A 13673-nucleotide genomic window follows, 5' to 3' on the forward strand; every position below is an offset into this window, starting at 1 on the left:
TGTTACCCCTCGACTTGCATGTGTTAAGCCTGCCGCTAGCGTTCATCCTGAGCCAGGATCAAACTCTTCATCGTTTGTCTTTAAATATTATTTGAAAACAATACAACGGAATTACAATCGTATCTCTAAATGATTCTAGTCTTTAATTTCGTATGTATTAACTATTCTATAAATAAAATAGCTAAATACGCGCTGTCAATCAATATGTCTATGAACTTTCTTAGCAATCTAAAACCACATCTAGTAGCCAAAATTACTCTTGTTATTACCTAAGGAATCGAACCCCAATTCTACCTCAATTATCAGTAGAAAACCATTCTAATTATTTTTATGAACTCGCTCTGTTTCGCTAAGCGGATGCAAATATACAACCCTTTTTTATTCTACAAAGCTTTTTTGAAATTATTTTTAAAAAACTTTTTTCCTAAATCCCTAACCAAAACAAGACCCTCAATGAACTCCTAAGCCCTCGAGCTTAGCGGATGCAAACATACAACCCTTTTTTATTCTGACAAGCTATTTCATAGAAAAAAAATAAAGTTTTTTTAACCTAAAAATAAAACCAAATCTCAATGAACTACCCGAAACATATTACCCCGTTTCGAGGGCGCAAATCTACACACATAAAACTATTCGACAATGACTTTTTTAATGTTTTTTTCAAAAGAAATGAAAAGCCTTGATTTTAAAAAAGATAGAAAGCTAAGATAATAAAAAATAATGAAACTAGAAATCAATTTTTTTAAATTTTAGTTACACTGAGAGAACATAAGTAGCCTATCCCCTAGTATTAAAACCCGAACAAGTTATTTTTTAACCGTACTAGTTTTGATTGTATCTGTCCATTTATTTCTTAAATCATAAAAACTAAAATCAAGTGCTGTCTTTTGTTCTTCAAGGATATTCGACTGAAAACTACGTTGTAATATATCCTCTATCCAATAATCTTCTTCTATATTAATAGGATCATAATGTCTTTTTAAAGAAATATCAAAAATCTTAGCCGTATTATTATACCAAAACGCCCTCCAACCACTTCTATACTCTTTAATAAGCTCAAACATTGTTTTACCAGTTTGACGATGGATTAACTTTACTAATATTTGTCCTTCGGTACGTGTAAGTTTTTTAAGTTCTGTGGTAAACTCCTCTTCCATGTATTTCTGAAGTATTTTTGTGTACTTCTTCTTTGACCTCTTCGAATTAATCCCTTCTAACCTTTTGTTCAATGTAATTAATCGTTCTGAAGCTAATTTTGCATACGGATACACTTTACGTGTTTTACGTCTAAGAATAAGATATTTTCTTCTTGCCAGTTTATCATCAAACTTTAATTTACCTAATATAACTACTTCATCAAGGTCTATAGCATCATGAGGGATAGTATCTCCTTCTATTATATAATATTGTACAAACCCAGTTGTATCTGCTTTTATTGAATCAACAGGTTTCTTTTTCCCTTGTCCATAAAGCAAAGGAGTACATAAGAATACTACTATATATGGTAAATATCTAAACATAATATTTTCTAAGGCTTCAAAATTACTTTAAAAAGTAATAATTAACAGATTCTAAAGCGTGAAATCTATGTGAATATTGTTAATTTAGTCAAAAAACAAAATTATATTTAAAATACCATGGCTAAAAAGAGCATATTGAATAAAAAATCTATAACCTTCCTTGAAAAATATCTAAATAACCCTGCACCTACAGGATACGAATGGGAAGGGCAAAAGATATGGATGGATTATCTTAAACCTTATGTAGATGAATTTATAACTGATACATATGGAACTGCTGTAGGTGTAATTAATCCAAAAGCGAAATACAAAGTTGTTATTGAAGGGCATGCTGATGAGATTTCATGGTATGTAAATTACATTACTGATAATGGACTTATATATGTAATACGTAATGGTGGTAGTGATCATCAGATAGCAACATCCAAACGTGTTAATATACATACAAAAAAAGGTATCGTAAAAGGGGTTTTTGGCTGGCCTGCAATTCATACTAGAAAAGGTGCTAAAGAACAAGCTCCTACTTTAGAGAATATTTGTATTGACGTTGGATGTACTAATAAAGAAGAAGTACTAAAACTTGGGGTTCATGTAGGCTGTGTTATTACATATCCTGATGAATTTTTCATTCTAAACAAGGATAAGTTTGTTTGTCGAGCTCTTGATAATAGAATGGGAGGTTTTATGATAGCAGAAGTTGCTCGTTTATTAAAGGAAAATAAAAAGAAACTTCCTTTTGGATTGTATATCACAAATTCTGTCCAAGAAGAGATTGGACTAAGAGGCGCAGAAATGATTACACAAACGATACAACCAAATGTTGCCATTGTTACAGACGTTTGTCACGATACCACTACTCCTATGATAGAAAAGAAAACTCAAGGAGAAACTAAAATTGGTGATGGACCTGTTATTTCTTACGCTCCAGCTGTACAAAATAGATTAAGAGAATTATTAATAGATACTGCCGAAGACAAGAAAATACCTTTTCAACGAATGGCTTCTAGTAGAATGACTGGTACGGACACAGATGCATTTGCCTATAGTAACGGTGGGGTTGCCTCTGCTTTGATTTCATTACCACTACGTTATATGCATACCACTGTCGAAATGGTACACAGAGATGATGTTGAAAATGTTATCAAATTGATTTATGAAAGTTTATTAAATATTAAATCGGGTGATACTTTTAGTTACTTTGACAAATAGACTTCGTTTTTTATATTCTAAATCCTGTTTTCTCAAACAGGATTTTTTATTTTTAGACTATGGCAGATGAAATGATAGATATACTTAATGATAAAGGTATTCCTACTGGTGAAGCTCGACTTAAATCTGAAGCACATCGATTGGGGTTATATCACGCTAGTGTGCATATCTGGATATATACAAAAGAAGGTAAAATACTGTTACAAAAGCGTTCTTATAATAAAGACACTTATCCAAATTTATGGGATGTGTCTGTGGCTGGTCATATTGAAGCTGGAGAATCTCCAGAAAATTCAGCTATTCGTGAAATAAAGGAAGAAATTGGCATCTATATTTCAAATAATAATCTAGAATACATTGGTATATACTTGGCCGAGAAAAAACCTAAACCAAATCTGTATGATAATGAATTTCATCATATATATTTGTTAGCTCTTCACCTTCCTATTCACAAATTCACATTACAGTCTGAAGAAGTAGCGCAGGTCGATTACATTGATATTAATATATTTAAAGATAAAATCATGAGTTCTACAGAATCCCTAAATTATGTTCCTCATGATCCAGCCTATTTTGAACTTGTTTTAGATGAAATTTCAAATCGACTATAATAATACCACTATCACCACTAACTATGAGCATCTACAATAAACAATAACAAACTATAGTATTTTTGTATTGAAAATAAATAATCAATAAACAAAAACTATGACATATTCAAATAAAGAAACCATAGCGGCTTTAAACACCTTATTAGCGGATTATCATATGCATTATCAGAAATTAAGAAATTTTCATTGGAATGTTACAGGATCCAACTTTTTTGAGTTACATGAAAAATTTGAAGAACTTTATGAGGATGCTAAACTTAAAATTGACGAAATTGCCGAAAGAATATTAACCCTTAGAGCAAAACCTTTTAGCAACTACAGTTCATATCTAAATAATTCTAATATTAAAGAATCTGAAAGCAATCTGCTTGATCACGAAATGGTTTCGGCTATTTTAGAAGATCATGACATAATTTTAAGTCAACTAAAAAATGTAGCGGAAAAAGCAGCAGATGTTAAAGATGAAGGCACCTTAGATATTACTGGAACTTATATTGGAGAGCTCGAAAAAACAAGTTGGATGCTTAATGCTTGGAATCAGAGAAATTAAAATATCAGCACTTTTATGTTTCATTCTTTTAACGGCTTTACAAGTTAGCTGTCAAAAGAATGAAGCTTCTATTTTGATAAAGATTGCCCCTTTATCAAATGCTCTTCATGAAATATCGGGTATTACAACACTTGAAAACAATAAATTATATGCAATTAATGATTCTGGAAATGACAATACTTTGTTCTGTCTTAATCAAGATGGTAAGATATTAAAAGAAATTAAAATTCCTGATTCAAAAAATATTGATTGGGAAGATCTTACCTATGATCATAACGACAATATATATATTGGCGATTTTGGAAATAATCAAAATACCAGAAAAGATCTAGTTATTTATAAAGTTTCTGGAATCTTATCTAATACTATTTCGGTTTCTAAAATCGAATTTATTTTTGAAGATCAAAAAAGGTTTCCTCCTAAAAAGAGTAACCTAAACTTTGATGTAGAAGCATTTATTCATCTTAATGGGAGTCTTTATCTCTTTACAAAAAATAGGGTTAAAAAATCTCCTATTACCACAAAATTATATAAGATTTCTGCTAAACCTGGTAAGTATATGGCAAAACTGATTGGAGAGTATGACACTTGCAAAGACCCTTCTGACTGTCTAATTACTGCGGCGGCGGTAAATCGATCGGGTAACAAAATAGCATTGCTTGCTCACAATAAAATATTTTTACTTCAAAATTTTAAAGGAGATAGCTTATTTAATGGTTCTGTTAAAAAAATAAAATTACATCACTATTCGCAGAAAGAGGGTATTTCTTTTAAAAACGACTCTACTTTATATATTACAGATGAAAAAATGAAACATAAGAAGGCGACATTATATCAATATACTTTAGATTAATTTGTTAGAAATCTAATCCAAACCCAAAAGTAAACCGTAAGCCATCGTCACTGGTAAACAATCCTAACTGCCCCCCTATTGTATCCACTGCGTTAATCCACATTCCACCACCAACAGAGTCATGCCATTTATCAGAGTCCTCACCATCTAACCATACTCGCCCTATATCATATCCACTAAAAACTCCTAACTGTAATGGTAGCAAACCTGTCTTAAATTTATTAAAACTATATCTTAGATCTCCACTAAATGCCACTGCACTCTCTCCTGTAAAACGCTCTTCTCGATAACCTCTTAATCCATTAACTCCGCCTAATGACGCTCCTTGATAAAACTCAAATTCATCACCAATAGTTATCTGTGCCATAACATCTGTTTTGAGGACTAATTTTCTATTTCGTGTCAAAGCATTATAAAATCCTAACTTAGGGTAGAGATACCCATAGGTACGATCGGTGTCTTCTACATTAGTTCTTCCTCCTGTTTGAACCTTAAAAAGCATTCCTCTTGTTGGATTAACGGCGTTATCATAACTTTCAAAAACATATTGCATGTCTACATTTGCAAAAAACTTTCTTTCAAAAAAATCTGGATCATCTGCTACAAAATCAAGTCCCGAGGTGATAAATCTTTCAAAGGTATCTTGCACTTCTATCCCCTCATAATTTGCTTTGATTGAAAACTTAGATCCATAATATCCGTTTTTAGAGAAACCTAAACCAACAGCCCAAGTACTTATCTTTACTCTATTAAAATCAAAACCTAATTCATCATCATTATTAATCGAATTATTTCCTAATCCAAAAAAGTTTTGAGCAAAATTTTCACTTGTAAGTAATCCGCTTACCAAGACGTTCCAATTTCCTATTGCATTCATATATTCTCCAGAGTATGAAACATCATATCCCCCTGAGGTTTGAAAATAGTAGGCTGCCCTAAAAGTATGCTTACTATGAAAGGGACTATTTTTAAATCCTTTCACAGTATAAACATCTGTAAGACTAACATTAAGCCCATCATCGGGATTAAAACCTACGAATGGAGTAACCACATTCGTTTTTTCTATATATTTATTAAAATCGTACAAGTTGTATTTATAAATATTACTTAGTCTAAATGTTGCTCCTCCTTTTTTCTTTATTGTATTTGGTTTTGATCTATGATCAAATACTTTAACTTTTCTTCCTGAATCTATCGCGTAAACATCATTATTTTGACCTCCAACAATACGCAATTTGATCGGCCTTTTTCCTTTTCCTTTGACTACAAATTGATCATCATCATCTAAACCATAAATCCATATTTCTTTAGTTTCTTTAGAATTGAACACTCTATTGATATATGGTTTTTTAATTTTATCTCCTTTAATTCTTGAAACTTTTATTGTTGTCTTATTATCTTCTCGTATAATCTCAAAATAATCATCCTTATCAGTTCCTTTTACAATAATATGCTTTAAAAGATATTCATGATATTGAAGTGCCAAACTTTCGATATTTTCAATTCTAACTTTCAGATCTCTTTTAATCTTTTCTACAGTATCCCCATGAAGTTCTGAAGGAAGATTTTTAAAGGCTTCTTCTATAGTTCTTTCTGAAATATTCTCTTTAATATAATGTGCCTGTTTAATCCAAGTATCTTTATTTGCATTTTGTATTAGTGCTTTATCTAATGGCAATCCCGATTGATTGATCCATCTTACTTTTTTAAGTTCATCATCATAAACCTGAAACTTACGTGCCAATGGCACTACAAACTTGACAACATCCAAAATCACACCATCATAATTAGAGTAAACCTGGTCTCTATCTCTGGGGATCGGTCTATATATTTTACCTTTTTTTGTATCGAATCGTGCCCAGCGCCATTGATCAGAATGACGATCCCAGTCACCTAATACCATATCAAAAAGTCGGGTTCTTATATAATGTTCTTCGTCAAGTTGGTATTCTTCGTCTTTTCGTAGCTTACTCAGTAAATCATCTGTACTTTCTATATCATCAGGTTTACCAAAGGAAGCCTCGTCGCTATATTCTTTTCCCGGACGTTCTTCTAAAAAATAAAGTTCTCCACCAAAACTATCATTATATCTTCCTAAAGCGGGGTGCTTAGGCATATAGTATAGTTTAGGATTGGCATGATACACACCTATAGCATCGGCTAATGTTCCTACGGTAAGAAAAGCATATGGATAACTTGAGGTATAAAAATCTGAGAGAGCCTCTTCTGTCATCGTATCGTCAAAACTGTCTCCTACATATGTGTTTTTAAAGGCTCCTTTTTGCAAAAACTGAGTAACACTCTTACGCATTGCTCTAAGACTATACCGTTTTCCTTCTTTGGTAATAAGTCTTAAGGATCTTGTTACCTGACCTCCTCCTTGTCTTTCGATTGTTACCCCTCCAAAAAGTGTATCTAAAGTAATAACAGGAACTTTTACATTTTTACCATAAACATGTCTATAATGATCTCCCATCATCGTTTTAAAGAACCATGATTTTTCAACCTCTGCATTTTTATAAATTGAAGCAGAAAATTCGGGCTCAAAAGTATTATTAATGCCACTATAATCATGTATTTCTTCTTTTGGATGAACTTCGGTTTGATATACTACTTCTGTTTTACCATTTTTTCCACCAAAAAAACGAACATTTGATGCTCCATTTTTAAACACATCTAGGACAGCAAAACCTTGACCTGGATATGAAAACTCACCATCTTTTCCCAATGCTGCTGCCGATACTTTAGACCCCGATCCTGATACAATTTGTTTACCGCCGGGACTATCAATATACTGTAAAGAATGTTCATGTCCAGAGGCAAATACAACTCTATCTACTCCCCTAGTCATTGTAGACAATCTTCTCATTAAACCATTATAGTGAACATTTGATAAGTCTTGTGCCGTAACACCTCCTTGTGCACGTATTAATGTAGCCAAAGACCCTAAAATTGGTAGCGGAATTTTCTTTTTAGATGGAAAAATGTGTTTATCAAAACTATACTTTCCACCATGAGGACCATTAGTAAACATAGGATGATGCATCGCGATTACTATTGTTTTCTTACTATGCTTTTTTACTTCACCTTCTATCTCAAGAAAAAACTTTTCTCTGGTTTTGATTTCACAATCATCGTTAACAGTAGGGTTTTTATCCCAATTTGCCAAATACCATTGCGTATCTAAAAGCAATAGTTGAACTTTATCACTAACCGTTATGCTTTCGATCGGACATCCTTTAGAAGGTAAGAGACTAACTTTTTTCCCTGTTTTTGATAAAATGAATTTCTCTTGACGTTTCACCCCTTCTACTCCATTAGCATACCAATCATGATTTCCAGGGATAAAAATGACATCGCCTTGAAAATTTCTAACTGCTTCTATTTGTGCATTGATTCTATGTTCTGCTAAACTTCTTTCTGGAGTATTTTTCTTTGGCATACCCTTAGGGTATATATTATCGCCTAAGAAAATAAGGTAATCATTTTTTGTTTTTGCTGTATCCAAAACTTTATTAAGCATAGATAAACCCTCTGTACTCTCTCCTTTTTTAGCATACCCAGCATCTCCTACTAAATAAAAGGTACTTTCTATAGTGCCGTTTGGTAATGTTTTTTTAAAATCTACGACTTTATACTTAGGAGAATATGTTGCGCAAGAACTAAGCAAAAATGCAACACTAATAATCAGAAACTTATTATATTTATTCATTGTTGTAAACTACAATCTCTTTTTTTTAATTATTTTGGTTACCGAAAAATAACAAATATGTCTTCTTTACTAGAATTAACTGATAATTTTGTTGCAGAACTTTTTGAAAAAGAGCTGCCGAACACTTGTACTTATCATAATTACGATCATACCAAAAGAGTACTTAAAAGTACAAAAGAAATTATTGATAATACTAATATATCTGATCAAGATAAAGAAGTTTTGTTATTAACTGCTTTATTGCATGATACAGGATATTCTAAAAGCTCTACAGATCATGAATCCCATAGTGTTACTATTTCTGAAGAATTTTTGGCACAACATAAAGTGAGTCAAGATATTATTGACAAGGTCTCTGTGTTGATTATGGCTACTAAAATGGAGCATGAGCCAACAAATCTTTTAGAAGAAATTATTAGAGATGCTGATGCTTCTCATTTTGCAAAAGATTATTATGAAGAGGCTAGTGAACTTTTAAGAAAAGAATTTAAACTAACTAATGTCTGTGATCTGAACAAATCGCAATGGCTTAAAGCTAATATTGATTTATTTGAAAACAAACACCATTACTATACTTCTTACGCTAAAGAACATTGGAAATCAAGAAAAGAGGAAAACCTTTCTAAGATGATAGAAGAACGAAGTAAGATCAAAAAGAAAAAAGAAAAAAAACAAGCAAAAGAAGAAAGTCCCGAGAAAGGTATACAAACATTATTTAGAGTCACACTAAGAAATCATTTAAAATTAAGTGATATTGCAGACACCAAGGCCAATATTCTGCTCTCGGTAAATGCTATTATTATATCATTAGCTTTATCTAACCTTATTCCTAAACTTGATAACCCGTCTAACCAATATCTTATATATCCAACATTGATATTTTTAATTTTTAGTATTGCTTCTATTGTTTTATCGGTTTTAGCTACAAGACCTAATGTTACTAGTGGAGAGTTTACTCGTAAGGAAATTGAAGAAAAAAAAGTAAACCTATTGTTTTTTGGAAACTTTCATAAAATGCCATTAGATGAATACAAATGGGCAATGGAAGAACTTATGGCCGATAAAGATTATATTTATGACACCATGATAAAGGATTTGTACTTTTTAGGAAAAGTATTACATAAGAAATACAAAATACTAAGAATAACCTATACTGTATTTATTATCGGGATCGTGACTTCAGTAATTTCTTTTGCGCTTGCCTTTAATTTATTACAGTAATAAATAATAAGCATAACACCTTATTAAATCAAGAAACTAAGAAATATCTTATGCTATTATTTAAAAGATTTAATTAAGTTCTTTCATTAAATCTTCGTAAGTATAAAACTCCTTATTATCTTCTTTTTTATGATAAAGAATATTTACGCGTAATGCTTTAAGTCCGGTTACACCTTGTAAATTTTCGATCTCTACAACTTCTATTTCTTCTTCTAGGTAGTTTTTTGACTGTAAAAAGTTGATATATTTTATGTATTCTCTTTCGTCAGAACTTTGAGAATATACTATTACTAGCTTACCTTTTTCTGTAATTCTTTGATCTGTACCTTTAATCTTAGATTTATCGACTCTTTTCTTTACAACTTCATATCTGGCATTATAGGTCCCATCGACATCAAAACGTTTTTCATCCATTCTAAACCTAACAGATAATGAGGCATTAAAAACTAAAACCATAGATGCTACATCTAGTGCTACTGGCAAATCAGTTTTCATTTGATAATATGCATTTTCCATTTCGCACATTACTTGTAATTGCCAAAGTCTAAGGTTGTAAAGATATACTTTATTAAAACTATTTTGTTTTGTAATCGACTCTCCGATATACATATTATGCTCAACACCATCAGTTTTAAATCTTTCAAAGTAATGTGGATACATACCCTGCGCTTCATCTTGTTTTTGATCTAATAATGCGGCCATTTTCTTGTTGATCAACATCACCGAATCATCATAAGCTTTACGATGTTTGTATACCGTTTTAATGTTTTTATCAAGTACATCCTCATACTGTTCGATAAGAATATTTAACTCACTATTTTTCTTCTTTAGATGCTTAAATAGCGGTGTAATTTCTTTTTTTATAAAGTTTACAATTTTTTGTTCACTATCTACCTGTAATTGTTCTGTGATAGAATTAATGTAGCGATTTGTTCTATAGTTTAGTTGCTCATATATTGGTAATGGATCAGATTCTATTACCTTATTCAGAACTTTAGCTATACCTTTAAGCTGTAAAACTAAGTCTTTTTGTATGGCAAAATTACGTGCTTCAGAAGACCCTTTAATATCGATTTGCCCATATAGTGGATATACATTATCAAATACAACTTCTTTAAATGAAGTTGGAGTGCCTTCTAACATTGAACGCATAAATTGTTTAGCTTCTTGCCTAAATTTCCAATGTACACTAGGGTGAATTGATGTACATTCCTGCTGAATGATTAATTCTAATTCATTTTCTGCTTTTGACTTAGAGCGTAACACTGAATCCACCAAATATGGCATCACATCTTGCAATTTATTTGCATTGATGCTATTAAGCTCATGTACATTAGGTGAAACAATTTCAAGAATTCCTAGCATTTTTCCTTCACTCTTTATGGGAGCAAGAATGGCACTATTTATATTTTGTTCTATTAAATTAGCATACATCTTCTCCTCTGGAGTAGACTTTTGATATCTTTTTACATCTGATATTGCAAAATACGTCGACTTTTCAAAAAGGTAATAATTTGTCCCTCCACAAAGTGCAGTGTCACATCTATCAGAATATCTATTAAAAAGAATATAACTATCTATATTACGCAAAGGTACTTTTTCAAGTACCTCTTCTTCTGGGTTATAATTAGAGAATCCTACTTTTATTTCATGTAAATTAAATATAGCCCTAAAGATTGCCTGAAAACTATCTACAAAATCCCCTTGGGTTTTATCATATTTAATAAGGCTTGTCTTGAAATCAGATAAAGAAACATCTGTAGTAACATCAAACATATTAGCAAGAACTATACCTTTAAAAATCCAACTATTTGGCGGGAACTTTTCTTTCCAAACTTCTACATTATCAAAATTATCTAGTAACTCTGCTACGTCTTCTTTAGTAATATCCCGAGCATCATCGGTTTTTATAATTTCTATAAAATCAGCATTATACATTATTCTGTAATGTCTTGTAATACCATTCTCATCAGGAATATCGTAAAAAAATGGTCTTCTAAAATCAATACTATACCCATAGTATGATTTTAAAATAATACTACATCCCATTATAAAATAGTGATCTTCATCAAGATTTTTAATTTCTGGTTCAAAATCTTTACCAGCTGCCTTAATAATATTTTTATAACGTTCAGAAGATTGTAAAACATTATTATTAAATGGTATTGTAGCTATTTTAATCTCGTTGGATTGTAATATTTGGGCAAAAGAATCTTCAAGAACCATTTTAATTTGTGGTAATAATTCTTGTACTCTTTCTTCTGATCTTATACCTTCTTCTAATTCAGGATATTCTTCAGCTATCTTTAAAACACGTATAGCTCTATCCTTAAGGAGTTCATTATCACTCTTTAAGTAGTTTCTATATTGTTCAAAAAACTTTGAAAAACTAATCCAAATGTCAAGTGGAAAATCCTGATCTAAAGCCCTCATATATAATTATTTACCCTAATTTAGCAAAAATAATGCATTAAAAATTGGTTAAACAGATATTAACAATTAATTAAATTTTATTTTTTTAATATCGTTTCTGTTACTAAGACGAATACTTTAACAATAATTGGACCGAAAGTCAGAAAAAAATCAAATAAATAAATATTAGTCGGTTTATTAATTACATCATTACATAGTATTCTTATTTTCAATCTACTATCAAAACAATTATAAGACGACCTAAAGGGGTATTTGTTACAACATTTTGTCAGTTTTAGGTGTAATTTTAGGTTCTTTATAAGAATCCTTTAACAATTACCCCATCTGCAACGTTAATATTTTGAGTATATACATATGATTCTTTACTTTTACTGTCAAGAAATATGAATTTTATGAAAAGAATTGCTCTGCTTGCTTTACTAGTATTAGTTGCAGCTTGCACAAAAGAAGAAAAAGGATATTCGATCAATGCCAAAACAGCTGGTTTTGAAAACGGAACAAAAGTGTTTATTAACGCCATTAGCCACTCCGGACGTCCTATAATAGTTGATTCTACAACAATTGAACAGGAAAAATTTAAACTAAACTTACCCCCTGCAGAAAGTAATGATTTTAATTATCTTACTTTTAATAATATTCAAGGTAATGTATTGTTTCTTCCAGAGAATAATGCAATTAAGATGACGATTCATAAGGATAGTTTACGTTCTTCTATTATTGAAGGAGGTAACGAAAACAAATTATTTTTTGAATACATCCAAAAAATTAACGAGTTTGGCAAAGAGAGAGTTGAACTTAATAATCAATATCAAATTGCATCTAGGCTAAACGAAAGTGATAAAGCTCTTGCAATCGCGGCCAAAAAAGAAGAATTAAGAGATAGCGAAAAAAATTATAGATTAAAAATAGCAGAAAATAACACTAGTTCATTAGTAGCTGTTATGGCATTAGGAGATCTGCTTAACCTTAAAATGTTACCTCCTAAAGAAGCTCAAGAAACCTATACTGCGTTGCAGGATACTGTAAAACAGAGTCGTTTAGGTAAAAATCTCAATCAAGTAATCGCTCAAACCTTAGCAGTATCTATGCAGAAACGTATAGATATGGGTAGTACTGCCGAAGATTTTTCTGGTCCAACTCCAGAAGGTAAATTATTGTCTCTAAAAGAATCTATGGGTAAAATTACAATTATAGACTTTTGGGCTTCATGGTGTAAACCATGTAGAATGGAAAATCCTAATGTAGTTAGAGTTTACAATAAGTATCATGATAAAGGGCTTAACATCATTGGTGTTTCTTTAGATAAACAACAAACAGCCTGGACAAAGGCTATTGCTGATGATGATTTAAATTGGAATCATGTTTCTAATTTAAAATTCTGGCAAGATCCAATAGCGCAAGCGTACGGGGTACGTTCTATACCTGCTACATTTATTATAGATGAAGAAGGTAAAGTAATTGCTAAAAACCTACGTGGTCCTGCTCTAGAGAAGAAAATCTCAGAATTATTAGGAGAAAAGTCTTTATAATATATTGAATTATACTAATATTTAAAACGACCCTA

9 protein-coding genes and 1 rRNA gene are annotated in these 13673 nt (G+C 31.2%); 6 read left to right on the plus strand and 4 right to left on the minus strand.

Translation table 11 applies throughout. From position 1 onward, the window contains the following. Both AWE51_RS07380 and AWE51_RS07385 read right to left on the minus strand, forming a co-directional pair. Positions 1 to 74 (minus strand): 16S ribosomal RNA (locus AWE51_RS07380); the annotation flags it as partial. A gap of 732 nt (positions 75 to 806) precedes the next feature. Further along, positions 807 to 1520, minus strand: coding sequence for a DUF4294 domain-containing protein (locus tag AWE51_RS07385; protein ID WP_066311672.1), 714 nt, complete (start codon positions 1518 to 1520; stop codon positions 807 to 809). Positions 1521 to 1637: 117 nt separating this feature from the next. Here AWE51_RS07385 and AWE51_RS07390 point away from each other — a divergent pair, with 117 nt between their 5' ends. From AWE51_RS07390 to AWE51_RS07405, 4 genes are all read left to right on the plus strand, one after another. Beyond that, positions 1638 to 2729, plus strand: coding sequence for a M42 family metallopeptidase (locus AWE51_RS07390; protein WP_066311674.1), 1092 nt, complete (start codon positions 1638 to 1640; stop codon positions 2727 to 2729). A gap of 59 nt (positions 2730 to 2788) precedes the next feature. Next, positions 2789 to 3340, plus strand: a complete 552-nt coding sequence (locus AWE51_RS07395; protein ID WP_066311676.1) for an NUDIX hydrolase — start codon at positions 2789 to 2791, stop codon at positions 3338 to 3340. Between the two features lie 97 nt (positions 3341 to 3437). Then, a complete protein-coding gene (locus AWE51_RS07400; protein WP_066311678.1) occupies positions 3438 to 3890 on the plus strand; it encodes a Dps family protein in 453 nt (150 codons plus the stop codon). Next, positions 3868 to 4743 carry an SdiA-regulated/phytase-like domain-containing protein gene (locus tag AWE51_RS07405; protein WP_066311680.1) on the plus strand — a complete coding sequence of 292 codons (876 nt, stop codon included), beginning with the start codon at positions 3868 to 3870 and terminating at the stop codon, positions 4741 to 4743. Before AWE51_RS07400 ends, AWE51_RS07405 begins: the two co-directional genes overlap by 23 nt. Before the next feature lie 4 nt (positions 4744 to 4747). On the opposite strand, the gene AWE51_RS07410 is transcribed toward AWE51_RS07405, so the two are convergent. Continuing rightward, positions 4748 to 8455: a metallophosphoesterase gene (locus AWE51_RS07410; protein ID WP_066311682.1), complete on the minus strand. Its 3708-nt coding sequence runs from the start codon at positions 8453 to 8455 to the stop codon at positions 4748 to 4750. Positions 8456 to 8512: 57 nt separating this feature from the next. Here AWE51_RS07410 and AWE51_RS07415 point away from each other — a divergent pair, with 57 nt between their 5' ends. Then, on the plus strand, positions 8513 to 9676 hold the full coding sequence (locus tag AWE51_RS07415; RefSeq protein WP_066311684.1) for a Pycsar system effector family protein: 1164 nt from the start codon (positions 8513 to 8515) through the stop codon (positions 9674 to 9676). 69 nt (positions 9677 to 9745) lie between these two features. Here the strand turns inward: AWE51_RS07415 and AWE51_RS07420 are convergent, their stop codons facing one another. After that, entirely contained in the window at positions 9746 to 12109 is a 2364-nt protein-coding gene (locus AWE51_RS07420; protein ID WP_066311689.1) for a cell surface protein, read from the minus strand. Between the two features lie 392 nt (positions 12110 to 12501). On the opposite strand from AWE51_RS07420, the gene AWE51_RS07425 reads away from it, so the two are divergent. Further along, positions 12502 to 13638, plus strand: coding sequence for a TlpA disulfide reductase family protein (locus AWE51_RS07425; RefSeq protein ID WP_066311690.1), 1137 nt, complete (start codon positions 12502 to 12504; stop codon positions 13636 to 13638). The last annotated feature ends 35 nt before the right edge of the window (positions 13639 to 13673 follow it).

It is taken from the genome of Aquimarina aggregata (genome assembly GCF_001632745.1).
Lineage (GTDB): Bacteria > Bacteroidota > Bacteroidia > Flavobacteriales > Flavobacteriaceae > Aquimarina > Aquimarina aggregata.

What these genes read in the sequence shown, in the direction of transcription:
- AWE51_RS07385 (WP_066311672.1), bottom strand. Translation starts at nt 1,520, where the DNA reads ATGTTTAGATATTTACCATATATAGTAGTATTCTTATGTACTCCTTTG.
- AWE51_RS07390 (WP_066311674.1), top strand. Translation starts at nt 1,638, where the DNA reads ATGGCTAAAAAGAGCATATTGAATAAAAAATCTATAACCTTCCTTGAA.
- AWE51_RS07395 (WP_066311676.1), top strand. Translation starts at nt 2,789, where the DNA reads ATGGCAGATGAAATGATAGATATACTTAATGATAAAGGTATTCCTACT.
- AWE51_RS07400 (WP_066311678.1), top strand. Translation starts at nt 3,438, where the DNA reads ATGACATATTCAAATAAAGAAACCATAGCGGCTTTAAACACCTTATTA.
- AWE51_RS07405 (WP_066311680.1), top strand. Translation starts at nt 3,868, where the DNA reads ATGCTTGGAATCAGAGAAATTAAAATATCAGCACTTTTATGTTTCATT.
- AWE51_RS07410 (WP_066311682.1), bottom strand. Translation starts at nt 8,455, where the DNA reads ATGAATAAATATAATAAGTTTCTGATTATTAGTGTTGCATTTTTGCTT.
- AWE51_RS07415 (WP_066311684.1), top strand. Translation starts at nt 8,513, where the DNA reads ATGTCTTCTTTACTAGAATTAACTGATAATTTTGTTGCAGAACTTTTT.
- AWE51_RS07420 (WP_066311689.1), bottom strand. Translation starts at nt 12,109, where the DNA reads ATGAGGGCTTTAGATCAGGATTTTCCACTTGACATTTGGATTAGTTTT.
- AWE51_RS07425 (WP_066311690.1), top strand. Translation starts at nt 12,502, where the DNA reads ATGAAAAGAATTGCTCTGCTTGCTTTACTAGTATTAGTTGCAGCTTGC.